The organism is Pseudoflavonifractor sp. An184 (assembly GCF_002160305.1).
Lineage (GTDB): Bacteria > Bacillota > Clostridia > Oscillospirales > Oscillospiraceae > Lawsonibacter > Lawsonibacter pullicola.
In genome coordinates this window covers 1-26,459 of record NZ_NFKI01000028.1, presented here as the reverse complement: position 1 = coordinate 26,459, position 26,459 = coordinate 1, and the positions used below count along the sequence as shown (strand labels likewise).

General features: G+C 53.7%; 34 protein-coding genes. All 34 read left to right on the top strand.

Translation table 11 applies throughout. From position 1 onward, the window contains the following. Positions 1-76 precede the first annotated feature (76 nt). The 34 genes from B5F19_RS10330 to B5F19_RS10165 all read left to right on the top strand — a co-directional run bounded on the left by B5F19_RS10330 (position 77) and on the right by B5F19_RS10165 (position 26,353). Positions 77-922 (top strand): YwqG family protein, encoded by an 846-nt coding sequence (locus B5F19_RS10330; RefSeq protein ID WP_087290229.1) that lies wholly within the window; start codon positions 77-79, stop codon positions 920-922. A 12-nt stretch (positions 923-934) separates the two neighbouring features. Next, the gene (locus B5F19_RS10325) at positions 935-1,669 is read left to right on the top strand and encodes a DKNYY domain-containing protein (RefSeq protein ID WP_242972780.1); all 735 of its coding nucleotides are present in this window, start codon (positions 935-937) and stop codon (positions 1,667-1,669) included. Between the two features lie 13 nt (positions 1,670-1,682). After that, positions 1,683-2,009, top strand: coding sequence for a DUF5713 family protein (locus B5F19_RS10320; protein WP_087290227.1), 327 nt, complete (start codon positions 1,683-1,685; stop codon positions 2,007-2,009). 5 nt (positions 2,010-2,014) lie between these two features. Beyond that, a complete protein-coding gene (locus B5F19_RS10315) occupies positions 2,015-2,362 on the top strand; it encodes a hypothetical protein (RefSeq protein WP_087290225.1) in 348 nt (115 codons plus the stop codon). A 3-nt stretch (positions 2,363-2,365) separates the two neighbouring features. Continuing rightward, positions 2,366-3,130 carry a DUF4241 domain-containing protein gene (locus tag B5F19_RS10310; RefSeq protein WP_087290223.1) on the top strand — a complete coding sequence of 255 codons (765 nt, stop codon included), beginning with the start codon at positions 2,366-2,368 and terminating at the stop codon, positions 3,128-3,130. A 14-nt stretch (positions 3,131-3,144) separates the two neighbouring features. Continuing rightward, positions 3,145-4,104: an NTF2 fold immunity protein gene (locus B5F19_RS10305; protein WP_087290221.1), complete on the top strand. Its 960-nt coding sequence runs from the start codon at positions 3,145-3,147 to the stop codon at positions 4,102-4,104. Positions 4,105-4,112: 8 nt separating this feature from the next. After that, positions 4,113-4,349 carry a hypothetical protein gene (locus B5F19_RS10300; protein WP_087290219.1) on the top strand — a complete coding sequence of 79 codons (237 nt, stop codon included), beginning with the start codon at positions 4,113-4,115 and terminating at the stop codon, positions 4,347-4,349. A gap of 15 nt (positions 4,350-4,364) precedes the next feature. Then, a complete protein-coding gene (locus B5F19_RS10295; protein ID WP_087290217.1) occupies positions 4,365-5,846 on the top strand; it encodes a hypothetical protein in 1,482 nt (493 codons plus the stop codon). A 12-nt stretch (positions 5,847-5,858) separates the two neighbouring features. Then, positions 5,859-6,218, top strand: a complete 360-nt coding sequence (locus tag B5F19_RS10290; protein ID WP_087290216.1) for a DUF4304 domain-containing protein — start codon at positions 5,859-5,861, stop codon at positions 6,216-6,218. Between the two features lie 37 nt (positions 6,219-6,255). Then, entirely contained in the window at positions 6,256-6,855 is a 600-nt protein-coding gene (locus tag B5F19_RS10285) for a hypothetical protein (RefSeq protein ID WP_087290214.1), read from the top strand. Between the two features lie 31 nt (positions 6,856-6,886). After that, complete coding sequence (locus B5F19_RS10280; RefSeq protein ID WP_087290212.1) at positions 6,887-7,486, top strand: hypothetical protein; 600 nt, start codon at positions 6,887-6,889, stop codon at positions 7,484-7,486. Between the two features lie 10 nt (positions 7,487-7,496). Continuing rightward, entirely contained in the window at positions 7,497-8,366 is an 870-nt protein-coding gene (locus B5F19_RS10275) for an NADAR family protein (RefSeq protein ID WP_087290210.1), read from the top strand. Further along, on the top strand, positions 8,354-8,812 hold the full coding sequence (locus B5F19_RS10270) for a C-GCAxxG-C-C family (seleno)protein (RefSeq protein WP_242972779.1): 459 nt from the start codon (positions 8,354-8,356) through the stop codon (positions 8,810-8,812). Before B5F19_RS10275 ends, B5F19_RS10270 begins: the two co-directional genes overlap by 13 nt. Positions 8,813-8,835: 23 nt before the next feature. Next, positions 8,836-9,276, top strand: coding sequence for an immunity 51 family protein (locus B5F19_RS10265; protein ID WP_087290206.1), 441 nt, complete (start codon positions 8,836-8,838; stop codon positions 9,274-9,276). Then, the gene (locus tag B5F19_RS10260) at positions 9,273-9,536 is read left to right on the top strand and encodes a S6 modification enzyme RimK (protein ID WP_087290204.1); all 264 of its coding nucleotides are present in this window, start codon (positions 9,273-9,275) and stop codon (positions 9,534-9,536) included. The genes B5F19_RS10265 and B5F19_RS10260 overlap by 4 nt, the downstream gene beginning before the upstream one ends. Positions 9,537-9,546: 10 nt before the next feature. Continuing rightward, positions 9,547-9,858 (top strand): hypothetical protein, encoded by a 312-nt coding sequence (locus B5F19_RS10255; RefSeq protein WP_087290202.1) that lies wholly within the window; start codon positions 9,547-9,549, stop codon positions 9,856-9,858. A gap of 2 nt (positions 9,859-9,860) precedes the next feature. Next, a complete protein-coding gene (locus B5F19_RS10250; protein WP_242972778.1) occupies positions 9,861-10,547 on the top strand; it encodes a hypothetical protein in 687 nt (228 codons plus the stop codon). 14 nt (positions 10,548-10,561) lie between these two features. Continuing rightward, positions 10,562-10,972 (top strand): hypothetical protein, encoded by a 411-nt coding sequence (locus B5F19_RS10245; RefSeq protein WP_006572377.1) that lies wholly within the window; start codon positions 10,562-10,564, stop codon positions 10,970-10,972. Positions 10,973-10,983: 11 nt separating this feature from the next. Continuing rightward, entirely contained in the window at positions 10,984-11,952 is a 969-nt protein-coding gene (locus tag B5F19_RS10240; RefSeq protein WP_087290199.1) for a hypothetical protein, read from the top strand. A 16-nt stretch (positions 11,953-11,968) separates the two neighbouring features. Beyond that, complete coding sequence (locus B5F19_RS10235) at positions 11,969-12,523, top strand: RNA 2'-phosphotransferase (RefSeq protein WP_087290197.1); 555 nt, start codon at positions 11,969-11,971, stop codon at positions 12,521-12,523. A gap of 120 nt (positions 12,524-12,643) precedes the next feature. Next, positions 12,644-13,054, top strand: a complete 411-nt coding sequence (locus B5F19_RS10230) for a DUF5071 domain-containing protein (RefSeq protein WP_087290195.1) — start codon at positions 12,644-12,646, stop codon at positions 13,052-13,054. 226 nt (positions 13,055-13,280) lie between these two features. Then, positions 13,281-14,129, top strand: a complete 849-nt coding sequence (locus B5F19_RS10225; RefSeq protein ID WP_087290193.1) for a hypothetical protein — start codon at positions 13,281-13,283, stop codon at positions 14,127-14,129. An 11-nt stretch (positions 14,130-14,140) separates the two neighbouring features. Continuing rightward, entirely contained in the window at positions 14,141-19,735 is a 5,595-nt protein-coding gene (locus B5F19_RS10220) for a DUF2185 domain-containing protein (RefSeq protein ID WP_087290191.1), read from the top strand. A gap of 15 nt (positions 19,736-19,750) precedes the next feature. Beyond that, on the top strand, positions 19,751-20,614 hold the full coding sequence (locus B5F19_RS10215; RefSeq protein WP_087290189.1) for a CbrC family protein: 864 nt from the start codon (positions 19,751-19,753) through the stop codon (positions 20,612-20,614). Between the two features lie 28 nt (positions 20,615-20,642). After that, complete coding sequence (locus B5F19_RS10210) at positions 20,643-20,921, top strand: hypothetical protein (protein WP_087290187.1); 279 nt, start codon at positions 20,643-20,645, stop codon at positions 20,919-20,921. Next, entirely contained in the window at positions 20,918-22,030 is a 1,113-nt protein-coding gene (locus B5F19_RS10205) for a hypothetical protein (RefSeq protein WP_087290185.1), read from the top strand. Before B5F19_RS10210 ends, B5F19_RS10205 begins: the two co-directional genes overlap by 4 nt. A 53-nt stretch (positions 22,031-22,083) precedes the next feature. Then, positions 22,084-22,473, top strand: a complete 390-nt coding sequence (locus tag B5F19_RS10200; protein ID WP_087290183.1) for a hypothetical protein — start codon at positions 22,084-22,086, stop codon at positions 22,471-22,473. A gap of 36 nt (positions 22,474-22,509) precedes the next feature. After that, positions 22,510-23,259, top strand: a complete 750-nt coding sequence (locus B5F19_RS10195) for an SMI1/KNR4 family protein (RefSeq protein WP_087290181.1) — start codon at positions 22,510-22,512, stop codon at positions 23,257-23,259. Positions 23,260-23,330: 71 nt separating this feature from the next. Next, entirely contained in the window at positions 23,331-23,819 is a 489-nt protein-coding gene (locus B5F19_RS10190) for a DUF2262 domain-containing protein (protein WP_204248320.1), read from the top strand. A gap of 74 nt (positions 23,820-23,893) precedes the next feature. After that, the gene (locus B5F19_RS10185) at positions 23,894-24,406 is read left to right on the top strand and encodes a hypothetical protein (protein WP_087290179.1); all 513 of its coding nucleotides are present in this window, start codon (positions 23,894-23,896) and stop codon (positions 24,404-24,406) included. An 18-nt stretch (positions 24,407-24,424) separates the two neighbouring features. Further along, entirely contained in the window at positions 24,425-24,784 is a 360-nt protein-coding gene (locus B5F19_RS10180) for a hypothetical protein (RefSeq protein WP_087290177.1), read from the top strand. Between the two features lie 50 nt (positions 24,785-24,834). Continuing rightward, positions 24,835-25,188: a hypothetical protein gene (locus B5F19_RS10175; RefSeq protein WP_087290175.1), complete on the top strand. Its 354-nt coding sequence runs from the start codon at positions 24,835-24,837 to the stop codon at positions 25,186-25,188. A 12-nt stretch (positions 25,189-25,200) separates the two neighbouring features. Beyond that, positions 25,201-25,560: a hypothetical protein gene (locus B5F19_RS10170; RefSeq protein ID WP_087290173.1), complete on the top strand. Its 360-nt coding sequence runs from the start codon at positions 25,201-25,203 to the stop codon at positions 25,558-25,560. Positions 25,561-25,573: 13 nt separating this feature from the next. Continuing rightward, positions 25,574-26,353, top strand: coding sequence for a hypothetical protein (locus tag B5F19_RS10165; protein WP_087290171.1), 780 nt, complete (start codon positions 25,574-25,576; stop codon positions 26,351-26,353). Positions 26,354-26,459 lie beyond the last annotated feature (106 nt).

Below are 26,459 nucleotides of genomic sequence, written 5' to 3'. Positions count from 1 at the left end.
CTATGACAGATACGCAGACCCGTTAATTTATGCAGGATTGGTATTACCCACTTGAGAAATAATGGAGGAACTGATTATGAACATGAAAGAAAAACTACAATCTTTGGTGCAGAACAGTATTGTATTGGACATTTCAGAAGAGTTGGAGAAGTATGAGGCTTACAGCACCCATTTTGGAGGTCAGCCCGATGTGCCAGCGGACTTCCAGTGGCCGCGCTATCAAGGCAAGGGCTATAATTATGAGTGCGAGGAGCGCCCACTAACCTTTTTGGCTCAGTTCAACTGTGCTGAGTTTACTGCTTTGGATGCCCGCCATATTCTGCCTGACCATGGCCTTCTATCCTTCTTCTATGAGATGGACTCCCAGCCTTGGGGATTTGCCCCGGAGCACAAAGGCGGGCTGAAGGTTTATTGGTTTGAGGACCTTTCCACATTGTCCAGAGCAGAATTTCCTGAAGATATGGAGGAGGACTTCCAATTCCCCGCGATAAATATAAAAGCCCATACCGATCTGTCCTATCCCGGCTGGAGTGATTTTATCCAGAAATTTCCCGAGGAAGACGATGATGAGGCTTTTGAATCAGTCCAAAAAGAGCTGAACATAGAGGAACCAGAGGAGTGCTCTAAACTACTGGGCTGGGCGGATGTCATCCAGGACTCCATGTATGAGGAGTGCGATCTGGTGACCAAGGGCTATTATTTGGGAAACCCAGAAGGCTATGCCAAAATCACTCCAGATGACAGACAGGCTGCTGAAACAGCGATGGATCGCTGGCAGCTATTGTTCCAGCTGGACATGGTGGAAACGGATGACTTTGAGCTGATGTTTGGCGACTGTGGGCGGCTCTATGTGTTTATAAAAAAAGAAGATCTGACTGCCAGAAAGTTTGAAAACGCCTGGGGTATGGTTCAGTGTTATTAAGAGGCAACCAAAATGATGCACCCAATTACCAATACAGAGCCGGTGGACAATGAGTTTTTCCTTCAAGATGGAGCCATTTATTTCTCTGGCCTATATGAAAACGGCTTGTTGAAGGGTGTTTTGCCCAAAGACTTCTGCTGCTGGCATTACTGGGGTAAGTCCTCTGCGGACTGCTTTCTCGGTGGGATTCGCCTGCGTGGAGCAGACCCGGCATCGTTTCGAGTGTTAAACTATGCCTACGCGATGGACAAAACAGCCGTCTACACTACCAGCGGGAGAATCCCAGATGTAGAGCTGGCAACCTTCCAGGTGTTGGACAATGGCCAGAACGATTCGGGTGCGCCACAGGGATATGCAAAGGACAGCCGGCAGGTCTACTTCCACAACGGAGACGGCAAGGTGAAGATCATCAAAGGCGCAGAAGTTTCCTCTTTTCTCTCGTTGGGCGATACCTATTTTGCCAGGGATGAGAAACGACTCTATGCTTACGGTAAGCAACTTTCCAAGGCAGATCTGCCCTCATGGGAATTGCTCAGTCACTGGTATTCCCGCGATGCCAGGCGGGTGTACTACCTCAACCGGGAGATTAAGGGGGCGGATCGGGACAGTTTTACGGTATGCACCCCGCCAGACGCACCACCGCTTGCCGATCATCTGGCCCGTGACAAGGAACATTTTTACCAAAACGATGAGATGATTGAAGAACCGCTGTGGCGGGAAAGGCTTCAAGTAATACAGGAAAAATGAAAGGAGCACTTCCATGAAAACATTTGACCCCAATTACAAACTGCTGGACGAGATGTATCAGGACGATTACTATCCTGCTTTTCTGGTGGATAAGGTAAAGGACGAGCTCCAGAAGGTCATCGACCTGTTGGAGAGCGGCGAAACCGACATCGAAGTGGTGCAGGAGACACTGGACGAGGCGGTCTGCGGCATCAATGATCTCCAGGAGGAGTTTGACGAGAACGACAGCGAAATCGAAACGGTGGCCCGGGATTGTATTGGAGTCACTGTGGCCTACATTCTGGAGTGGTTCGGCATTCCGATTGATATTGAGGAGGCCATCCGAGAAAGGGACTGGTGAAAACAATGTCCATTGAAAATATGTTTGGCGACCTGGATAAGATCGACATTCTGGCAGAAACCAAAACGGGAGAAGTGGTAATGGTTTTGGTCTGCAATGGCTTTATTGACGGCTCCCCGGAAACGCAGAAGGCCCTGCTGGACAAGATGGAGGGCTATCTGAACCACACCCAGAGTGAGGAGTTTCAAAAGGAATATGGTGGCTGGCCCGTAATCTTGCGTGTGACCCTTGGCCGGGAGCCGGATGAGCACATCCTGGCCCTGCTCAGCAAGTGCCCTGCTTGGGCGGCGGACTATGGCGTAAAGCTGGAATTTGAAATTGGAGGAAAACAGGTTCGCATCGTAGAGAGCTGACCTATGCTCAAACCAAATCAACAGGAGGAAACGAGTATGCCGACAACAGAATGGCTGAACAAATATGAATCCGTTAAGGACAAACTGGCCTGCAAAACGGACCTGGACGCTCATTTCACTGAGAAAGTGATTGGGAATATGGGCGTGGATGTGCTGGACATCGGGGCCGTCCTCTTTCCTACCGGAACAATTTTCGCCTGCGATCCGCTGGTGGAGCTGGAGGACACACCGCCCTTTATACAGACAATCCCCGCCGGGACTTATCCTGTAAAGATCTGTGTGGTGCCCAGTGAGAAATATGGTGACCGCTATGCCTGTGTCAAGGTGGAAGTTAGCCGGGAAAAGCCTGTCCGCTATGAGCTGGGCATGACCGGCAAAGAGGATCTGGACGAGGAATTGGGCGAGGACGAGTATTTTGGCTTTGGCGTAGACGCTGGAATGGGCTGTGTTGCGGACATCCAGACCCAGGCGGCCTTCAAGACCTACTGGGCCAAGCGTTTGGAAGAAGACCCGGACATTGACCCCTACAACGACCTGTTCTGCGATCTCCTGGAGGAAAACGCCAAAGCCTACCCCAAATATCAGGGAGACTGCGGCGACTGGCTCAACTGGACGGTGCCTGACACGGACTGCAATCTGCCCATCTTTGCCTCTGGCTGGGGGGACGGCTACTATCCGGTCTACTTCGGCTATGACGCGAAAGGTGAAATCTGCGCCGTGTATGTGCGCTTCATCGACATTGAAGCCAGCTACAAGGAGCAGGCGTAAGGAGGGAAGCAGCGATGGATTGGCCAAAACGGGCGCGGACAGTGAACTGGGAGAGCGGTGTCCTGACCTTAGACGGAGAAAAGCAATTTGAAGTCCCGGAGCTGACCGCAGAGATCATGGAGCAGCTGGCCGCTTACACCCTGGTGGGCTTTCATGTGAAAGGCTATCCGGTGACCGATGAACTGCTTGCCCCCTTTGCTGGGCATAAAAGCATGGCCAACTTCGGCGTAGAGGACAGTGCGCTCACTGATGCCTGTTTCCCCGTTTTTTCCGCTATGCCCAAGCTGCGCTATCTGCTGCTGGACGGCAACGCCGCCATCCACGGTAGCGGCCTGCCCGCCTTGCAAGGCTGCAAGCTGGACCTTCTGACACTCAACCGCACCGGGCTGGATGATGCCGGTCTGCTCCAGGCGGCCTCCATCCCCAAGCTCTCCCACATCCAGATCGACCATACCGCCGTTACCTATGAGGGCCTGCTGGCCATCGCTGGCAACAACCGCATCGAGCCGGTGGCCCATGTGCAATTCACCAAGGAGCAGATGGAACACTTCTCCCAGCTCCAGCGGGAAAAGGCCAAAAAGCCCGTCCCGCTGGACGAACAGGCGGCGGCGGAATGCCGCAGGGTGTTGTCCGCTTTCTTTTCGGAAATGACAGAATGGGAGCAGTACATGGAGCAGGCCGGGTTTGAGGATGCCCAGGCTGTGCCCCGCCTGCTGGCGATCTGGGAAAAGTATGTGAGCGAAAAGCCCCGTCCGGGCTACCGGCCTCTGGGCCTCTCATACAGCGCCCAGGGCACCTACAACGGGGAAGAATTCCTTGACGCGGAGCAGATCACCAAGAACAAGCTCTACATCTACACCAGGGAGAAAAACACCGGCTTTGACCGCCGCTTTCTCATGAAGCGTGTGGGCGAGGGCTGGAGGATCGACGCGGTGCAGGAGCGGCTGGACGGCTGGCAGCGCACGGGATTGTGAGGCATCACATGGCATGGGAATATGAAACCTTTGGCCCAGACGGTCAATGCAAATTGTTCGGTGTGAACATTTTTGACTACGACTGGCAAACCACCGGCAAGCGAGTAAAAGTCCAAGACCCGATCTATCACCAAGACCATACCTTCGAGGTCTGGCAGGTAGAGATTGACGGGCAGATCCACCGCTTTGCCGCCGGGGAGTTCTCCAACTGTGTATGGGGATTCTATCTGGAAAAGAACGAATGAGAGGAGCGTAGCGCCATGAAAGCCAGCGCCGGAGAGGTCTATACAGTCTATAACCAATATCTGAAACGCTACACCGCCTGCCAGGTGGCCTATATTGCGCCGCCGGACACGGTGAGCAAAGAATCTTGGGCGGTGGTCCTCTCTCTGGATTGGGTGGGCGACGCCCCTCTGACTGCGGAGGAACTGCCCCATCTCCGCCCGCTCTACAAGGACTTCATGTACTGGCCCCGTAACCTTCACCTGCTGCGGGTGCCGTTGGAGGTCCCACCCCAGTATAAGCTGGTGGGCACACTTCCGCCCTTCACCGACCAGCCCTGCCGCTCCTATGGAGGCTGGAGTGACGGCTATGATGTGTACCTCCAGATCCGGTGGCAGGCCATTCCGGAGGAACGGCGGCGGGCCTTCAAGGTGGCCATGGACAGTGACGAGCAAACGGAGATCGGCGGTATCCCGGTGAAGGTCAGCAGCCATCGGGTGACGGACCAGTACGAACCATTCGATTCGGCGCTGGAACTAAAGGCGCTGCCTTGCCTCTCCACCCTCATCTGCGAGCGATGGCACCCGGATCTGCTGGAGTTTTTGCGGGAAAACCCCTTTGTCGATGAAGTGACTTTGCTGAACCACGGTCAGAGGACACTTGATCTGCGGGGCACCAGCATCAGAAAGCTGATGCTGGACATGACCGGGCTGGAGGAGCTGTGGCTGTGTGAGGGAACGGAGCAGCTCCTGTTCCAGAACAAGGGGCTGGACGCCTGTACCATCCATGCCCCCGAAGATGGCAGCGGTTTGACCCTCCAATTTATCGGGGAATACCGCCCGCACACGGAACTGCCGAACCTACGGGGGCTGCATGGCATCGAGCTGAAGGACTTTGATCTGACCGGACTGGCTGCTGTTCATCCCCACCTGAAGGAACTGAGGCTCTGGGGTGCGCCGGGAAACCTGGGGAACTTCTCCGCTGTGCGAGGGTTCCGGGAACTGACGAACCTCTCCACCTTCGACCTGTTCGGTTTCGGGGCGGACGACATCCCCACCCCGGAACAGATGCCGGAACTTCGCTGGTTCTGGATGACCAGCCTGCCGGAGACGGCAGCAAAAGCGGCAAAGCAGCTCTGGAAAGGCAAGCCGGGAATGGATCTGTGGATCACCAAGCCCCGGAAACCGGAGTGGCTGGCGCAAAACCTGGATAATCCATTCCGAGGCTGGGACGGTGCGGAGCATATCCCCGCCTCCGCTGCGAAAAAGGCAGCCAATCAATACCGCAAGACCCGTTCCCAGCTGATGAAACTGGCCGCTGAACCGGGCGAGGACGCCCAGGCCCAGGCGATGGATGCGGTGACAGCCTACACCCAGACCTTCAACAAGATGGGCTTTATCGAAACCGAGGAGCGGGATGAAATCTATATAGCCCTGCGGGGTATCCTGGATGCCCTGCCAGGCGACACGCTCCAGAAAGATGTGCTGATCGAGAAGTTTGAGGAACTTCGTGATTTTTGAGGAGAATCGAGCATGAACAAAAAAGAGTTTCAAAAACTGTGCAGGGATATATTCAAAAGGAATGGATTTCTGGCTCGCGGAAATAATTTTTATTTTGACTATGGATCGCTCCTCCTAATTTTCGGCCTGCAGCACTCGGATTTTGGAAGCTATTATTATATTGAGCATGGCGTTGCAAATAAGGAAACCAATCCATATATGCCTTGGCCAAAGTATTACCAAATAGATCGAGGACGGGGACGAATTGCTTTTCAATTAAACAAGAGTGGTGACCCGCAAGCAATTTTCTATGAGAGCGATTTCGATGAAGGAAGGTTTATCGATATACTCGAAAGAACAATAAGTCAGGAGAAAGAGAAACTGAAAGCATAAGACAATAAGTGTGGGCTTTTGATTGGAGGGGCGTACATTGAGCTACACGAAATTCAGCAAGGCAGTGACCAAGTGGCTGAAAGCCAATGGTCTGCCCTGCTATGGAACAGCCTATGATAGCCCCGAAGAAACAAAAGCCCGACTGGACGCATGGATGCGCGGGAGCAAAGAGATACTGCGCCAGTGGATCGCAGATAAGCGTTACCGTGAACTGATCTCCTGCGCCCACGGAGGCTGGTATCAGGATGATGTAATTTTTGAGCCCTTGGCTGAACATTTTGTGGCGAACCACCTGTTTGATGAACTGCGGTTTCTCTGCGAGCGCGGCATCCGTTTTTCCGCGGAAGATATGCTGGCCACCATTAAATCTGAGAAAGAGGAGCATGGGGCGCTTGATATAGAAACAATTCGGTCTATCGATGTTCCAAGCTATGTGTCAGGCCGCAGTTATTCCCATTTGGGGGAAATCGCAAAATACAGGAAACGGGCGCTGGATCAGATTATCCGCTATGCAGGCTATCTGGAGCAGATCCACGCACCTGCGGAATATTTGGAACAGGTAAAGCTCCTGCAAGAGAGCGTTTCGGATCTGACAATCAAAACAAAAGATTTGAAATCATTCCGGTTTCGGCTGTGAAAGTAATTACCCGAAAGGAGTGTGTGGGCGCATGAGCCGAATCGTTGATGAACCCTATTTCACCCACAGTGCCTACAGCGCCCTCACCACCGGCATCCAGGTGAAATGCCCCAAGTGCCACGGCGCAGGTGTGGTGACAGCGGATGATGACAACGCCTATTTCCGGTGCCTGAGCTGCGGCTATCGGATGACGCAGGATCGGACGGTCTACCGCTACGATGTCCATAACCAGTGCAAAAACTGCGGAAGATACTACCGGGTGGATATTGAAGATGAGGCAAAACAACACTTTCCCGTCCTCCATGTGGCCTGCCCCTATTGCGGGGCAACCATGCCGGGCGAGGTACACAAGACGGCGGAGGCTTTCTCCTATGGCGCGGAGATTCAGGGCGGCAAGGACCCCTGGTTCGGCCTGGAACTGTGGTTTTTGACCTCATTCCAGGGTAAACCAGTCTGGGCCCTAAACCGGGAACACCTTGCCTATCTGATCGACTATCTCAGCGCCGACCTGCGGGAAAAGCCATCGGGTAGCCAGAAAAAGACTCAGGCCGACCACCTCCCCACCTTCATGAAAACCGCAAAGAACCGGGAGCGGATCGTGAAGCTGCTGAAGAAGCTGCAAGAGAAATGAGGAAAACAATATGGCACTACAAGATAAGAAAATAATGCCTCCCCCTTGGCTGGCCCACCGGGAGATCGAGCGATACTCCATTGGCTGGCGCATGGGCTATGGGGAGGATTACATAGACCGATTTGGCGATTGGCTGGACACCCTCTCCCCGGAGGAGCGGACGGAATACCGCACTCTCTTTCCCGAGCCGGTGACCTGGAAGGGCTGGTGGGATGACGAGGACAGCAGCGAGGTACTGGAGCATGGTGACTTCTTGGTGGATGCGTGGCAGCCGGAAGGCCAGCCAAAGTACACCCGCCAGTGGCTCCAGCAGGAGTTTGCCGCCGGGCGGAAGCGGGAGCTGTGCCTGTTCTGGGGCCATCAGCTATCCGAGGACGGCCAGCTGACAAAAAGCTGCCTCAGCCAGTGGTGGATGGAGGACTTCTATACGACGGCTGACTCCTACCTCTGCATGGAGCAGTATATGATGGCTGCTAAGGCCGAGCTGTTCGGCGACAAAGAGATCCGGGACCAGATTTTGAAATGCAGCGACCAAAAGCAGATCAAGGCTCTGGGCCGCAAGGTGCGGGGCTTTGAGCAGAAGGTATGGGACAAGTTCAAGTACGCCATTGTGCTGCTTGGCAACTGGCACAAATTCAGCCAGAACCGCGAACTGCGGGAGTTTCTCCTTTCCACCGGGGACAGCGTACTGGTGGAGGCCAGCCCCTATGACAACATCTGGGGCATCCGCCTCGCGGCCAGCTCCCCGGAGGCTCAGGACCCCACGAAGTGGCGTGGACAAAACCTGCTGGGCTTTGCGCTGATGGAGGTGCGGGACGAGCTGCGCAGAGTGACACAGAATGAAATGCTTTGCGATTGGAGTATGGTATGGCAACAATGAAACTCTATGAACTGGTCAACCACTACCACATCGGCACGGAACTGACCTGCGCCGAGGCGATGTTCATGGCCTGCAATGAATATTACCATCTGAATTTGTCCGAGGAGACCCGGAAAATGTTCTCCGTCATGGGCCTTGGGATGCAGACTGAGCACTCCTGCTGCGGCGCTTTCACCGTGGCGGTGGGGATCATTGGGCTGATGACCGCAAAAGAAGGTCAGACGGATGTGAGCAACATGGAAGGCTATGGGATGATTGCTGAATTGACGGACTTCATGCTGGGCTTCTATGGAACGCTCCACTGCGTCGAGCTGCAAAAGCTGGAGATCGTGGGGGTTGAGAATCCCTGCCACGCCATTGTGGAGGCGCTGGCCAAAAAGCTGGAGGAACTGCTGGCGGGCCGAAGGATCTTCCGCCCGGTAAACGGAGGACAACTAGGCTGCTGATGTGCCGGGAAGCGAGGGATTACATGAAAGACTTTTCCCAATACGGAAACAGACCGGACGACCAGTGGGAGATGCTGCCCTGGATACCCGATCCGCGTCCGCCCTTCAAAATCTGGGTGAAGCCGGAGCAGATCGCGCCATTCTTTCTCATTCCCCACCACCCCTATGCCATCTCCCTTCTGCTGAAGATCAGTGACGGGTTCCGGACAGAAGAATTCTGCCGGCTGGGACTGACCGGCAGCAGCGGAGACTGGGAACGGCTGGTCCGGGGCGTGATCCGGGAGTTTGAGGAAAACAATAGTGGTGAGGATCTGTTTCACTTTGACTCTGACGAGGATGTGTTCTGCGTGTATTCCCAATACATCGACGATTTGATGATGCTGGCCAAAATGATCCGAGTAGCCTGTGCCGATGAAAAAACGATGGGGATGTATCTGAACATGAGCGAGGCAGCGAAAGCATGAAAGAGTTGACCACTCAAACAGGGATTATAGTAAAATGCAGTAAAACGGCCATTGAATTTTTCCAAAATGCTCAGTCAGTGGATTCCTTTTCTGTGCTGGAGATCCCAGGGGAATTCCAAGGTATAGCGGTTGAGTTTTATGATTTGATTATGGAAAATGATCATCTTGCGGCCTTGCTGGGCTGTCGCGGCAATTATGATATTGCGGTACAGATAGATGAGGTAACCGGCACCATGACGGGGTGGCATTGGTTCAAATGAGGGAAACGGAATGATCGAGTACATCAAGCTCTTTTGGGAGGGCGCACCGGAGGGTGAACCATCGGTCATCCTCTATGAAGTGGATACCGAAAATGAGCGGCTGGCCCTCCGCTCCATTGACATCTTTGCGGATGGCTGCACCCGCGACATCCCCGACCTTTACGACGGTGCCATTGAGATTACGCCGATCCCCACCGTGGAGGAATTGAACGCCCATGTCTGGGGCGAGGAGTTCCACGCCTGCTTGATAGAGAAAGCAGAATTTGAGGCCATCTGGGAAAGCCGATTTTATAGCGGATCGTTTTTGAAAAGCGAGGAATGACAATGGTTGAAATCAATCGTGTCTGGCTCAATGTGGATACAGACACCAACAAAATCACACTATTCAGCCGTCCCCGTGTATCCATCCGTGTAGATGAGTACATTTGGAGCTTGATCGAAGAACATATCGTGAAGCCCCATAAGCTCATGCGTAGTGAAAAGCACAAGTATCTGCTGAAAATTGCCTTTGGCCGATTTGATCTGGTGCGGCACCGATATTATCCGCTTTCCCCGTACAACGGGACGCTTCGGGAAGGCGTCAAGCCGGACAGCGCAAACGGATGGTATCCCCGTGAGGACTTTGCAGACTCTGAGGAACGCACCACCTGGTTCTCTCCCGATAAAATCTGGACAAACTGCGGCAACAAGGTTCTGGATGTCAATATTGATGCCGCCAATGTGAGCGAAAGCATCACCCCCAGAGAATACGCAGACTTGCTGTTCGATGGGATTGGGGCAGCATTGATATTTAACTTCAAAAGGCTCAAGCGCGAGGAATTTGATGAGCTGAAATCCAAGATCAACTGGAGCATGGTAGAAAGTTTCCCATTCCCCGCATCCTTTGAGGAACAACAGTACATTGGGGACGAGGGCAAAATTCATGTGTATTCCTGGGATGGCCGACAGGAAACGAACCTTGTAGGCCCTTATTCTGTGCGGGATTTGTATCTGGAGCATTTCGGAAAATAGTTGGGAGGAATCTGATGAAACAGACAGATATTTATACTGAGGCTCTGATCTGTCTGCGCTCAATCCTTCAGGCAGACCATCCGGAATTCAAGAACTGGATTGACTGGTTGGAGCGGGACATTCAGGACTGGAACCAGCGGCGGGAGGTTGCCCATCATCTTCGGGCATACGGTGGTATGGGCTCATTCAATGATCTGCCCAGTATGCGCGGAAATCACGACTACATTTTTGACTTTCTAAAGTCTGTGTGCTATGCCTTCGGCCATCTTTATGGCAAACGGGAAGGCATTTCGCCAGAGGTATTGATGGCGGAGTGCCTCCACGATGTAGGGCAGGCAGCCTATCACCCCCATAAGGCACTGAACCAAGCCATTGCCCAACACTTGATGCAGGGCGATCTACAGGAGAATCTGGATAGGCTGTAGGAGGACTTGCTATGAACGAAAGACTATTTCGCACCCAATTCAATCAAATGGAAACCACCGAGAAACAGGCGCTGATGGAACGCCTGGCTGCTCGTTATAATATGACCTTTCTCGGTCTACATACCTTTGATCGCTGGGGCCAGAACTGTACCACCGGCATATTCGAGAAAGATAGCCGGGAGTATGTTTTCGTTCCCGGCGATACCGTCACCCTGGGCTGGGAACGGTTCGCCATAGGGCTCAGTCAGGACAGCCGGGAGGAACTGGACTATTTGTTCCAGGAATGGGAGATGGAACAGGACCCAGAGGAGATGATCCGGGAAAGCATGGCTCCCGTTCGGCAGGTAGCTATTGGCCCTATGCTGGTGGGCCGGGAGTTGGAGGAACTGTGCTGGGAGCTGGTCACAATGGACGATCCCAGATTGACCGCCCATCCTGACTGGCTGAAGCAGTTCCGGGAGTTTGCCTGGAGCGACCTTGACAGCCTTACTATGCACCAGTCAGCCCGCATTGAGCGGACGGAAAAGGGCTTTCAGATCTGTATCTATAACCGCACAGACTACGATGCGCTTCTTGCCGGGCTGGAACAGCAGGGCCTCTCCCTGCCCACGGCGGACGAGTGGGCCTATCTGTGCGGCGGCGGGTGCCGCACCCTGTTCCCCTGGGGAGATGGAATGGACTACTCCATGCACCTGCACCACTTCGAAAGCCCGGAGGATGAGGACAAGCCCTTCGATATGGAGGAGCCTAACTTCTTCGGAGTGTCCATCGCCTATGACCCCTATATGCGGGAGGTCGTGAAGGCCGAACAGTTTACCACCTGCGGCGGTGATGGCGGGCGCGGCATCTGCGGCGGACTTGGAATTTTCCTCGGTTTCCTGCCCTGTTCGCCCCACTGCAAGCCGGAAGTGCAGGAAGACAAGGAACTAAACGGCGACTATGACTTCTACCGGCCTATTATCCGGGTGGAGGCAATTTGAGAATGCGGAGGGCACCATGAGAGAAACAACACCCGATCTTACAAGGATCAGCAAGTATATCAGCTTGATCCTTCGGCACAAGCCGGAGGTCATTGGAATCCAGTTGGATGCCCACGGCTGGGCGGATGTCAATGCGCTGCTGGCGGGTATCAGCAGAAAATACCCCATCAACCGGGACATTCTGGAGGAAATCGTGCGGAGTGATGAAAAGCAGCGGTATTCCTTCAGCGAGGACGGGACAAAAATCCGGGCCAACCAGGGCCACTCCATTCAGGTGGATGTGGAACTCCCCGTGACTGAACCACCGGAGACGCTGTACCACGGAACAGCCCAGCGGTTTGCCGCCTCCATCGAGGTCCAGGGACTGCTTCCCCAAAGCCGCCTGTATGTCCATCTGTCCCCAGATCCCGAAACCGCCGAAAAAGTAGGCCAGCGGCACGGCCAGCCTGTGATTTACCTGGTGGATGCCGGACAGATGCACCGCGACGGATATCTCTTTTATTTATCCGCCAATGGAGTGTGGCTGACAAAGGTGGTCCCTGCTCCGTACCTGAAACGCTTAGAGGAGTGAATGCCATGCGTACCGCGTGTGGTACAGACAAGGTGAACAACACGCTCCGTCTTCTTTAAGAAAGAAAAAAGTATTTGGAGAACGACAAAATAATATTTGAGATGGAGATTAAGAGCTAATATGACAGATATTCACGACTTAGTGCCAAAAAATAAATTTGATAGTTCAAATATAGAGAGGCTAAAACACCTTACTGACAATGAGATTGAGCCGATATTATCCTCTCTTTTGGAGTGGATACAGGACTGTAATTGGCCTGTTGCTGGTGATATTTTGCCGGTGCTCGCTTTACACCAATCAGCCCTCGTCCCTTTAATTCATAGAGTTTTAAGTCCACATGAAAAAGACGACATATGGAGGTATTGGATTATCACCTGTCTGGTACCTCTTTTTTCCGATGAGAGCATAAATTGTATTCTCTCAGATATACAGAGGATTGCAAAAAGTCCTACACAGGGCGAATTAAGAGAAGAAGTGCATGAAGCCGCTGTTATCTTCTTGCAGAACAGACTATCAAAAACAGGTCGATAACTTCCCATTTATCGGGGAGATAGCAAAGCCAACCGAGCCAGCAACGGTCAAGATGAACTGCACATTTCATGAGCCGCCGCTGACAGCCTCGACTGTCTTTGCTGATAGGCAATCAAGCCGGTCTTTCGGCAGATGGCAGATATCAAAAAGGAAAATCTGGACACCCGGCTGTGGGGCCGGTGTGGAACCTACTATTTACAGAAAAAAGACTGAAGGAGGCGTCAACATGGATGTCGTGAAACTTCCCAAGAAAGCCCGCATGGTCTGCTATGAGATCATGGATGGCAAAGAAGGGGCCTTGGATACCCTGGAATCCTTTTCCGATAAATACCCCCATCAGGTAGCAGCGGTCAAGGCTGAGGTCGCCTATTTCAACCTGGACTATGAAAAGGCGCTGGCTTTGGATCTGACCATCCTTCCCTGGCTGGAGGAGTGGTATTACAGCAATGTGAGCGATGAACACATGATTGCCATGACGGTGGCCGCCATCCAGCTCCACCGGGAGCAGGAACTGATTGAGGCGCTGATGAAAGAACAGGCTCGCATCCGGGCTGAGAACGGCCTCCCCCAGCGGGATCGGTTCTGTGACATTCTGATGGACTACCTCAAGCGGGGCGTTATGCCCTTTGCGGACAACGACAAGAACTACCCCTACCATGAACCGGAGGAACCTCAAACGAAGGAGCAGCTCTGGGCAAAGCTGGTGGAACAGAATAAAAAGCTCTCGCCAGACGATCCCGATGCCAGGCGGAAGCTCTATAACCACTGCTGTATGTTCGGAACCGCCAGGGATGCCGTAGATCTCTTTGAGGAGATTCAAGGCGTGCCCATGGCTGACTCCTCCTATCGGGACGCAATCGCCCGCTATCTCTATCTGGGCGAGCAGGAGAAGGCGCTCCAGACAGCGGAGCGGTTGGCAACATCGCGGCTGTGGGCGGTTGCCGGGCCGACGCAGGTGCGTCCCATGTCCTTCTTTGAGGACCCGAACCTGCGGGAGTTTTTGCTGGAGCCGGAATCCCTCCGGCGCATCCGGGAGGCTGCCCTTATTGATAACGGAACTTTGACGCGCAAGTGAGGAGGATGGTCATGTATATCAAAAAATACTGGGGCAACTTTATCGGAGGCTCGGATGACAGCCTGAACCTTGTGGCCTTTTTGGTAGATCAGAAGAAGGAGGAGATCCCCCTCAGCGAGATCTTCGCCAAGATCGGGCTGGACAAGCAGAACTGGGACTTCCACCAAACCGTGGAGTATCTGGAGTTTACACACTCCGATGGCGTGGAGATGGACTTCCACTTCGCCATTGATGTGGTCACCGACCTGGCCGCCATCCTGCTGGAGTGCAGCGTCAGCGGCAGTGTGAACCTCCAGGATCTGGACGAGTACAACACCCCCTCCCGCCGCATCCGCATCACCGCTACGCCAGAGGAGCATGACGCCATGAACAAGACCCTGGCGGATTTTGCCCAGAACCCGCTGGAATATGACCTCAGTGAGATGATGGACGACGAGGAGATCCAGGAGATGGCTCGGGATGTGGAGGCGCTGCGTAAGGAGCTGTACGAGGCCGCTGGCCGCAACCGGGACTACCATGTGAAGGCAGAGGACATGAAGAATCTGCTCCCCGACTGGGAGGAAGCCACCGGCTGCATCGCCACCAACCGCATCACGGTGGAGGGCTGCAAGGTTGGCTACTGCTACCGTGAGAAGCCGGACGGCGACTGGGACAGCGGCTGGCGCTTTACCGCTGGTGATGAGAGTGACGAGTACATGGACGACCCTAATAACGCCGGAATCTACGGCCTCAACACCATCTGCAACGACGATCCCGACATCATCCCTCTGCTAAACACCCCCGCCCCCTGCGCCTTTGAGCGGGATGAGAATGGCGTGTTCCAGCAGATCAAAGACTGGAAACCGGATGAGGACGAGGAGGACCCGGATATGGATATTTTACAGCAGTGCCAGAAGTGGAATGAAAACAGCGAGTACCAGAAGATCATCGACGCGTTGGAGGCTATTCCTGCCCAGGAGCGCACCCCGGAGATGGACAGCGAGCTGGCCCGGGCTTACAACAATCTGGGGGCACCTTCCAACCGTGCGTTGCTCAAAAAGGCCATCGCTCTCTTGAAACCCCATGAGAAATACTTCGAGGGAGACCACTGCTGGAACTTCCGCATGGGTTACTCTTACTTTTATCTGGATCAGGAGGACCGTGCCCTGCGATACTTTGAAAAGGCATTGGAGGCCCGCCCTGGTGACGAGGACACCATGGAGCTGATCGACTGGTGCAAGAAGGGCATTTCTCTGCCTCAGTTCTCGCAGTGCTTCCGGGAGCGGACAGAGAACTGGTGGGAGACCTTTGCCGAAATGGAAGGGTCACTGCGCCAAATGATGGACGACGACAAAGACCACACCCGCGGCGCCGAAATCGTGGCCCAAATGGAAGGGGCTTTGAACCAGGTCTTTGATGAGATCTCTTTCGAGATGGGCTTCAACGGCGAGAAGTACGAGCTGATCCTCACCCCGGAGGGTGACAAGGTCAAGCTGTTTGAGCTGGTCTACTTCCAGAAGCACGCCTCCAGGGAGGTGCTGGAGCACTGGAACATCCTTGTGGGCCGTCAGCCCATCCGAAACATCGGCCTTCGCACCGACGATGGCTGGGACATCTCTGGAGATGATGTGCAGATCTGGTTGGAGGAACAGGGCGAAAACAGCTTCGCTATCTCCGCCTACTGTGAAAAACTGCTGCCCATGCTCCGGGAGGCGGAAGGCCGAGTCTGGTGGATGCTCACCACCCTCACCGACCAAGTGCTGGGCGAGATTCCCCACATGAGATACATAGACAGTTTTGATGTGCTGGAGGAACCCAAGGCGGAGCCGTCCATGCTTATGTCCCAGCTTCCCGACGCTCTGAAGGAGCGGGGGCTGGAACTCTCCACTGATCCGGAAGCCTATCTGGAGCGCTATCTTGGCTACGAAATGAAACCCAATGAAGATCCCGACGCCGATTGGCGGCTGGATGTGATGGTCGGCTCCACTTGCTGTGTACCGCTCATCAACGGCTATCTGAATGCCGACAATGACTTCATGGACGATCTCCATGCCGACGGCGCAGTGGCGGGCTTCTTCTGCTATCCCCTGGATACCCTCCGGGAGGAGGAAGGATCGGAGAAGATTTTCGACTTCCGGGACAAACTGGAAGAAGTGTTTACCACCGGCGACGGACCGGAGATCCTCACCCTCACCGGTGGAGCCACCGGCCTTTTCTGCGGCTATGTGGATTTCATTGCCTGGGACATCCAGACGGCGCTCCAGATGGCAAAGGAGTTCTTCGAGGACAGTGAGATCCCCTGGGCCAGCTTCCACACCTTCCGTCGAGAAGCAGGCACTGTGAACCTGAAAACGCCGCCCGAGGAGGAACCGGACGATGAGGATCAGATCCCCGAGCTGGACGAGACGCTGACGGGCGTGGACTATATCCCTTACACCCCGCAGAACGAAGAGGAATTCTTCCAGCAGCTGGAGCAGTGGAATGATGAGGACGAGTACACCCGCTGTATCCAGGCATTGAACGCCATCCCGGAGGATTGGCGGAACTACCGCATCGTCTATGCCATGGCCCGGGCGCTGGAAAACTACGCAGTTTTGGGCGACCATCAAGAGGAACCACCCTACTACAAGGCAGAAAAAGCCCTGCTCCGAGCCATTGAATTACTGGAATTGGTTCGGGAGGAAGGCCAGGAGAAGTCCCAGTGGAATATGCGGATGGCTTATGGATACCAGTATCTCTACCATCAGGAGGAAAAGGCCATCCCCTACGCCCAGCGGTGGGCGGAGCTGGACCCGGAGGACGAGGACGCCCCGGCGGTGATTCAAGCGTGTCAGGAGGAGATTGCAAAGCGAGCTGGAGCAGAAGTCGAGGACGAGAGTGACCACACAGGCGTCTTCACCGGCTTTGTGCTGCTGTCCAAAGGAGAATGGGATAAAGAGCAGTTCATCCGGGACATGAAGGAAAAGTGGGACATCGCTGTGGATGAATACGACGCCAGCGAGGAGAAGGACGACGACGCCCTGGTGTTTGAGGTGGGCGATATGCTGGCCGCTGTCAGCTTGACCTCCTATCCTATCCCCGGCGGCGAGGCCGAGGGCAATGCGGAAAACAACTATATGTGGGAGGATGCGGTCAAGGTAGCCAAAGAGCACCGCGCCCACCTGATGGTAGCAGTGCTGGGTAAAGAGGAGGATCTTCTGGAAAAGGGCAAGCTGTTCACAAAGGTGGTTGCCGCCTGCTGCCGCCAGGAATATGCCACCGGTATCTACACCAGCGGCGTGGTGTTTGAGCCCCGGTTCTATGAGGGCTTTGCCGACATGATGCGGGATGACGAACTGCCCATCTTCAACTGGATCTGGTTCGGCCTCTGGCGGAATGAGAATGGCATGAACGGCTACACCTATGGCCTGGATTCGTTTGGTAAGGAAGAGATGGAGGTGCTGGGCACCGATGCCAAGCCGAGCGATCTGCGGGACTTTTTGGCCAGCCTTGTGTCCTATGTGCTGGAGAATGATGTGGAACTGCACGATGGGGAAACCATCGGTTTTGATGCAGATGATAAGCACACCATCACCCGCAGCCCTGGCGTCGGACTGCCGGAGGAGCAGATGACCCTGAAAATCTCCTGGGCGTCATCGGACGGTGACCCTGACGATGATGATGACCCGGACGGTGAAGTGCCCGAGGATAAGGAATCCGGTGTTCCCGAGGTCTACACCGAGGAGGAGATGGAAGCCATCGAGGGGCACATCCAGCAGTATTTCGGCAAGTTCGAGAATGTGTTCCACGAGCTTTCTTCCCCGGACATCCATGTGGACATCTGCGTGGTGCCGCCCTCCGAGGAGCGGGACTACTACACCCTGGTCACCATGGGTATGGGCGCCCACCGGATGAATGTCCCGAAGGAACTGGCGGAATATAAGCTGGAGCGGGCGGAGCTGGCCATCGCGCTGCCGGGGAACTGGAAGCTGAAGCGTGAGGATTTGAAGAATGAGCGGTGGTACTGGCCTATCCGCCTGCTGAAAACCCTGGCCCGCCTGCCCATTGCCAGCGATACCTGGCTGGGCTTCGGCCATACCATGGACAATGAGGAGGACTTTGCAAAGGGCACAAAGCTGTGCGCCGCCATGCTGACCGGTCCCCAGGACACCGAAGATGGAAGCGAGGTCTGCATCCTGCCGAGTGGCGAGGAGGTCAACTTCTATCAGGTGATCCCTCTCTACCGGGATGAATTGGAATACAAGCTGGCCCATGACGCGGACGCCCTGCTGGACAAAATGAACGGCATCAGCTTTGTGGTGGAGCCTGATCGTCAGGATGCTATCACTCGTGGCACCCTTTCCAATGATGATTTTGACGGTGAGATGGACGATGCCTCCTATCATATCGAGAGCATTGAGGAGAAGGGTCTGCCCATTGACCCCATCAATGCCTACAACCATATGGCCATCTACTTGCGTTGGTGCATGGAGCATGATTTGATGGGCGAGGAATTTCTGAAAGAATACGGCGAAGTGGTCAAACAGGTCAAAGCCGACCCTGCCAGTGTGGACCTGCGGGCATTCATCCAGAATGAGTTGGACGGCTGCTTGTTCTCTGTGCTATTCAATCAGCAAGGCCGTGCTTTTGCAGGCTATTACTATGGAGAGGGCGACAGCCCCTACTATCCTGCCGATGTTGATGACAACGCCCTCCGCTTCTTCGGCCCGGAACGGTATCACTCCAATGAGTTCCAAGATGAAGCCTACCTGTTTATCCCCTTTGACGAGGACTACTACCAGGCCATGGCAAAGGTGATCGAGGAACGCTTCACCAACTGGCAGGGACAGGACTTCGACGAGGACACGCTGGAACCCTCCGAACTGGCTGAGGCGTTGATGGAGTATCTGGACTGTGAATGCACCTATTTCCCCTCCATGAAGGACGATGATCCCATCATGTCGGCATACAGCTATGCCAAACGGGAAAGTGTCAAAGAAGGCTTTGTGCCGGTGCTCATCAAGGCAGATGATGAAACGCTGTTGGAGTGTCTGGTGATGAACGCCGACCTGAAGAATGATGCGGACATTTACGAATTTGACCTCAAAACCGTAACGGAGTACCGGAAGAAGATGCTCTCCGCCCCCATCAAAGACGGAACGGCGGTTATGGATGAATTGATCGGCCAACGCAAGGAAGAAGCTGAGGATGACGATATGGACTGGGATGAGGAAGTCCTGGGCGAGATGGAGGGCGGCTATGACAATGACCGTTTCTCCTGCTACTGGAATTCTGACAACGATATGACCTATCCCCTTATTCTGGCCAAAATCCCGGTGAAGAATCCCTGGGAGATCTTCGCCTACCTGCCCTTCGGAAACTGGAATGACTGCCCCGACACACCGGAGCTGATGGCAGCGGCCAAATACTGGTTCGAGCAGTACGGCGCGGTGCCTGCCGCCATGAGCCACGATGAATTAGAATTCCTGCTCCCGGCCCCCATCCCCAAGGAGAAGGCCATGGAAGTGGCATTGGAACAGTACGGTTTCTGTCCAGACATTGTGGATCAGGAGCCGGAGGACGCCACCGTTGGCGCACTGGCCGATGTGCTGCGGCAGTCCACCGTCTGGTACTTCTGGTGGGATTGATGGGAGATTGTGACCATGAACGAATACCTGAAGCAATATATTGAACTCCAAAAGCAGTTTCGGGAGACAAAAGGAAATCCGGACAGTGTCCGCGCTCTCTATACCTTCAAGGAGAAACTGGAGCAGTCGGAAGACAAGCAGGCCAAGGAAGTGCTGGTGGATGTGTATGATCTGCTGGACTTCAAGAAGGATGCCTATGAACTGCTCTGCCAAATCGGAAATCGTTCCGATAAAAAGACCCTCAAGCGGCTGGGCACGCTGAAGGAATATGCGGAAAACTGGGGCAATCATTACGCCCTCCCCAGACCCAAAACGCCGGAGGAGAAGCAGAAAGAGAAGGAGCGGCAGGCCCAGCTGGGCCTGCCCACCTTCCGGTATCACCCCAACCCTCTGGAAACAGGCGCTTTTGAGGAGTCCGCGGATGGCGTTGCCTGCGACTGCTGCGGCAAGACGACCCATATTTTCTATACAGGCCCCTTTTACGCTGTGGAGGATATTGAGTGTCTGTGCCCGGAGTGTATCGCCAGCGGCGAGGCGGCCCGGAAATATGACGGCAGCTTCCAGGACGATTGCTCCGTGGACGATGGCGTGGAGAATCCGGCCCAGTTGGACGAGCTCATCCACCGAACTCCCGGCTACTCCGGTTGGCAGCAGGAATACTGGCGTGCCCACTGCGGCGACTACTGCGCCTATCTGGGCCCTGTGGGTGCCAGAGAACTGCGGGCCTTGGGTGTGCTGGAGGAGGTGCTGGACGATTCCATGTGGGACGATGAGCAAAAAGAAATGATCCAGGAATCCGTCAACGGCGGGCATCTGCAATGCTATCTGTTCCAGTGCCTCCACTGCGGGAAGCACCTGGTATGGATGGATTTTGATTGAGGAGTTTTCAAAAGGTGGGATACAAGCGATGAAACCCAAAACACTGACCATTCAACTGAATGATGAACAACTGCCCATCCTTCCGGTAGAGCCGGAAGCCCACCTCTCCTTTACCACTCATGCTGATGGAAATGAATTGGAGCTAACGGGAAACCGGGCGGGGCTGCTTCTATTGGCGAAAGCCGCTTTGGGTATGGCAGAAACTCTTCGCGGGGATGGATTCCACATCCATCTGGATGACCTGTATAGCATCAACTCCGAGGGAAAAAGCATCCTGATCCGAAAGGAGGAACGGCCAAAACCATGATTGAAAAAACCTTCCTCAACCCCGCCACAAATAAGCAGTGGCGGATTGAAATTGACGGACATACCATCCGAACCTGCTTGAATGGCGGGAAGGTCAAGGAGATCCTGTGCGACTCCGCCTTCCAGGTCAAGAGCAAGACTGCCAGCGCCATGATGAGCCAAATGCGGAAAGGATTTGTCTATCAGAATCCGGATGCCGCTGTTGGGCAGGCGCGGTGCCATCGGTTTGTCGGTAAGGACAGTAACGGTTTTATGCCCCTGGCTACCGCCCTCACACGGGATGACTTCTTCCTGACGAGGGTGGTCGGAGATTTTGAGGACGAAACCCTCTATCACTTCGATGGCAGCGGGGCGATCCTTGAAACGGTCTCTCTGGGCGCCAAGCGGATGACCTATGAGCAGGTCCTCTGCCCCAATGACACCCTTCTTCTGAACAACAGCTATCTTCTCCAGCAGTTCTCACTCCGCTCCCATGAAATCACACCCTTTGCCAACAAGAAAAACAGCATGAAGACCATGCTGGATGTCAGCGGCGACCTGGCCCTGTGGTACACGGGCGAGGAGATTGTTGTCTTTGACTTTGGCAGCAACACAGAGGTGTGGCGGGAAACGGTAAAATGCAAGAAGTCAAAAGACCCGAATTTTGCCTATTACTGCTTCGGGATGCTTTCTCCCCGGCAGAGCAAAGCGGCCTACCGCGTCACCGAGGGTGAGTATGTGCTGGTCGATTTGAAGTCCGCCCAAAAAGTAGTGATTCCCAATGAGGGCTGGCATCCCTTCTTCTCTCCAGATGACCAGTGCTTCTCTGTGGGCGGCAAGTTCTATTTGACCCAGAACGGAGAGGAAATGGACAATCCTTTCCCGTTTTCTGTCCGGCAGGGGCTGAGTTTTTCGGATACCTGTACGGTGAGGACAAGGGGCAGCCTGATGGCCGTTCAGCAGGATCGTGGCAGCTCCCCCATAGAGCTGTGGGATACCGGAAGCGGCCAGCTGCTGGCCACCATTGACGACCCCTTTGTGGTGCGGCAGGTGAATTTTGCCTTTACCAAGAGCGGACTTGTCCTGCACACCGATTACGGGGCCATGAGCATCTATTCCTGCGCCCTCTGAAACGGAGAAATGAACTATATTTATTTTTACGATGAGAAAATGGAGGGGGCACAATGAACTTTAGCGAAGCAATGCAAATGCTTGGAACCAAGTTGCAAGGAAAGTACGGGCATTTAGGATTCAAGTATAAAAAATCCGACAAAACACTTACGAGGCACAGTAAAAATTTCACCTATATGATTGCGTTTTCCTCATTCGGCGGGAACACAAAGGATAGCATAAGCATAGAGGTTTGCTATATAATCAACACCCGTCCATACGACCCTTATGGTTATGCCAAACCAGACATCAACACACAACCGCTGTTTTACAGTTTAAGAGACAATGAAATATATCTTGATATAGGAAATGAAGAAAAGATTTACAATGCCTTTGAGGTTGTTTGTCAATGGATGGATAAAATACTGATTCCAAAAATGAATGAGCTTTGTGCTACCGAGTAATGTGGAAGTGATGGCGGAGAAAGAGCGTGGACACCCATGAGCAAAGAATCATTGACAGAAAAACTCCTGGACTTGGCTGAGGGACGGGAAACACCTGAAACCTGGCAGAACTGGTGGGACGAACATGAGACGGAGTTGGAAGCCCTGCTGAGTCGGGGTGAATTTCTGAAACTGAAGCCCTGCCGACACGGTTTTCAGTGGGTCCCGGTGTTTGGCAGCCAAAAGGGAGCCATCGCCATTCTGGAAAAGAGCGGCTTAGCATTTGAAGCCAGCAATCTCTACCAGGAGCGGTATCTGGCCGAACTGGACGCTTTCTGCAAGGAGCAGGAGCGAGTGCAGCGGGAAAAGCAAAAGGAATTCAAGGCCAGCCACCCGGAGCTGTTTGGCCGATACCCCAAGTTCTCCAAGGCGCTGGCAAAGGTGCTGGACACCTCTGATGAGATCAAGCCTGCCGCCACGGAGGAGCAGATTGGGAATCAAGAAAGTGCGCTGGACTTCACACTCCCGTCCCAGGTGCGGGAGTTCTTCCTGCTGACCGCAGGTATCAATGTATCCACAGGCGTGATCCTTACCCTTTCCGGGATGTTTGATCTGACCATCCATGGAGAGCGGTATTGTGTGCTGGGCGAGTTCTGGAAAGAAGCGGACGGCGACCAGCTCCTGCTCCGCCCCAGAGAGGAAACCATCTGGTACTACGCCCATGAGCAGGACAAGGTAAAACGCCTCTGCAATGATATGACAGAACTGCTGGAGAAGAAATTGGCGAGGTATCTCAATGAGCACTGAAAACATCGCCCATGAAAAACGCTATCGAGACTGGCGGGCACAGTAATACATGTAAAGTTATGGAGGTATATATGGGACTATTTTCAAAGAAGAAAAGGGGCGAAATGCCGGATAAAATCATTTTGGGAAATACGGAATTTGTATTTGATCGCAAACTCGGCTTTCATGTTGGAGAATGGACCGTATGGGATAGAAAGACTAAAATTCTCCTTGAGTTTCAGAGCACAGAGGGAAATATGGGCGATATCGTTTTGAAAAGGGTAAATTGGGTCAATGACCATAAAGATACCATTATCCGAGCATTTTTGGATGAGAACGATGACTGTATAGACATCGTGAATGAAATGATCGAAGATGGAACGCTGGAAGCGGATGGGAAGATTTCAGAAGATGAGTTTGTAAAAGCACTGTTTGTAAACAATGTAACGGTATTTGTAAATGGAAGTGAAACTGGCTTTTACATCGATTTGGATGCGGAACCCGACTATTTCATGGGGCATTTAGTTTGTATCGAGGTCGACTGCAAATATAAAATTGAAGTCGGCGGATTCAACGGATAACACTTCAAACACAAAAGGCAAATTCTGCGGAAGGGGCAACGCCCGCAGCGGCATCAGAAAGGAGACAAGTACCTATGTCAACCTGGAGCGGAATCCGGAACAAGCTGGAGAATGACTACCTGTGTCCGGCGCTCCGGGGCCATATCCAGTATTTTGCCACCAGCTACTGGGAAAGCCATGACCAAACAGGCCGGGCGGCCATTCGACTGGACGGCGTGGAGGTGCTGCGAAGTAACTACTATGCCTATGAACAGAACTACTGGAACAGATATCAGGCCCTGCGGCGGGAGGGCATCGGCCAGGACGATCCAAAGGCCCCTTTCCGGCTGGCCCATGAAGGAACACTGAACGATGGCTGTTTTGACAACGGTTTTTTCTATGAGGCATTTCATGAATTTGACAACCAGAGCATTGAGAAAAGCCTTGCCAGCGAGAATCCTCTTGTCCGCATCTTTGCCCTCCTGGACCGCAGGCTGGGAAAGCGCCGCCTGCTGGCTTTGGAGGAATCCATGGAACAGGAGTTGGACTGGGTGCGGGCCTTCTATGTGATTCGGATGCAGGCAGAAGGGCTGATGGAAAAAGAATAACATGCGGGAGGAACCACTATGTCACAGATCGCATCCTTTTATCTTCTCAAAGACGGCCAGCGGCAGGAACTGTCCAACGGCGACTGCTCCGGCGCGGTCTATATGGCCATCTGGGACTGGTGTGAGAGCGAGCTGGATCTGGATGTCCGTTTTCCTGCTCCCCAGACGGAGGACACCCTGGATTGCGCTTTGCTGGAGGGAGAGCTGGCGTCTAATGTGCTGGCAGCTCTGCGGGAGCAGGACCTCCCGGAATTGGCCGCTGAAATTGCCCCAGACTGGGATCTGCCCACCGAGGCGGTGCAAAGCGGGCTTGAAACGCTGCGCTCCCATCTGGAACTGGTACAGGGCGACGCTGCCCTGCTGTATGAAATGACTTGACGGGACTATACCCATGCCAAGGATACAGGTTAAGGAACGGAGAGAAAACCATGGTGAGAGATGGACTTGTGTTCAAAGATGAGGATGGCCAGGTCATATTCAACCAGTACAGCTTCTGCGAATTGGTGAAGCACCTGCTGGTGGAACTGGTGGGGATCTCCTATGAGGAAGCCTCCCAGACAGTGGAACGCTCACCGCTGGCAGCACCAGTGTCCAATGTCATGGGAGTGGCGGTATTCAGTCATGACCTGCCTTATTACTGGGCTATGTTTTTCTACTATGGGAACGGTTATTGGTGGGAAAAGGGTATTCCAGCACAGCCAGAAGATATGGATGCCTATGAAGCTTTGGAAAAGAAAATTATGGAGGAATTTGACTTAAAGGAACCCTTTGAGTGGGAATAAGAGGTGAAATCTATGTGGGAGAAGCAAATGTATGAGTTGCTTGATAAACTGAGCCAAATCAATTATGAAGAACTCGATATAGACGATTTCTTAGATCAAAGAGACAGTGATCCTTTTGATAGCGAATGGGTCAGGGTTTATCAGGCTCTCGAAGAACTGAAAAAGGGAAAAACGGTTGCTGATACCCGAGAAATAGAGAAGAAAGCATACATCACCGTCTACGAAAAATCGGAGAATGATGAGTTGGCAGGGTACATCTCTGACGACTTTGGACTGATTGCAGATAGCAAACGGCTGAACTACTCGGACGAATGGCTGAAGAAACTGATTTCCTGCTATGAAAATGCAAGGATACCCTGCGGGGAACTTTGAGGGAGGCAATGCTATGGGACTTGACATCTACGCCGGAACACTGACCCGGTACTATTCTCACAACTGGAAAACTGTTGTTCAGCAGTGGGCGGAGGAAAACGGATACGCCTTTAACCGGATCACGCCGGATGGAGAAGCTGCTGATAACGAGGAAGAAATGTCCCCAGCTGAGGTCCAGACTGCAGTGGAGAACTGGCGGGATCAGATCTTGAGCGCCATTTCTCAACCGGGCCAGCCCCCCTACACCCCATGGCCGGAAGATAATGAGAAGCCCTATTACACCGACAAGCCGGATTGGGATGCCTTCGGCGCTATGCTTCTGGTGGCTGCCTGCCATACATACAATGAGCCGGTGCCTCCCACTGTGGAGAAGGGCTGGAACTTCGGGGAGCATCCCCTGGTCGCCCGTCTTGCATCGGACGAGGAGCGGGTGTGGTCCCTGTTCCATGGGGCTACCTGGTGGCTGCCTCTGGCGGACCCCTTCTTCTTTCAGGCGCCTCTGCCCACCGATGATCAGGCAATGATCGCCACCCTGGGCGGACTGCGAAAGGAGCTGGAGAAACTGAACCAACTGGCATGGCAGGCTGATGAGGATGCCATCCTTGATTGGGCAGATACAGAGGGATACCCGGTAGACGGAACCATAGACGCAGATGGACAGTACAGCAAGGCGGACATCCCGGAACACACTCAGTATGACACCCAATCCCTGGCCAAGTTTGCCTTCTCCATGTTCTGGCGGGCCATGCGGTTTGCCGAGGAACAGCAGGTGCCCATTTTGCTTGATTACTAAGTCCAATGGTATTAAGTCAAGAGGGTGATTCACGGAAACAACAGAAGAAAACGCCATAGGAGAGCTATGTGAGCAGCCAAAAGGCAACACCAACCAAAGCCCTGCC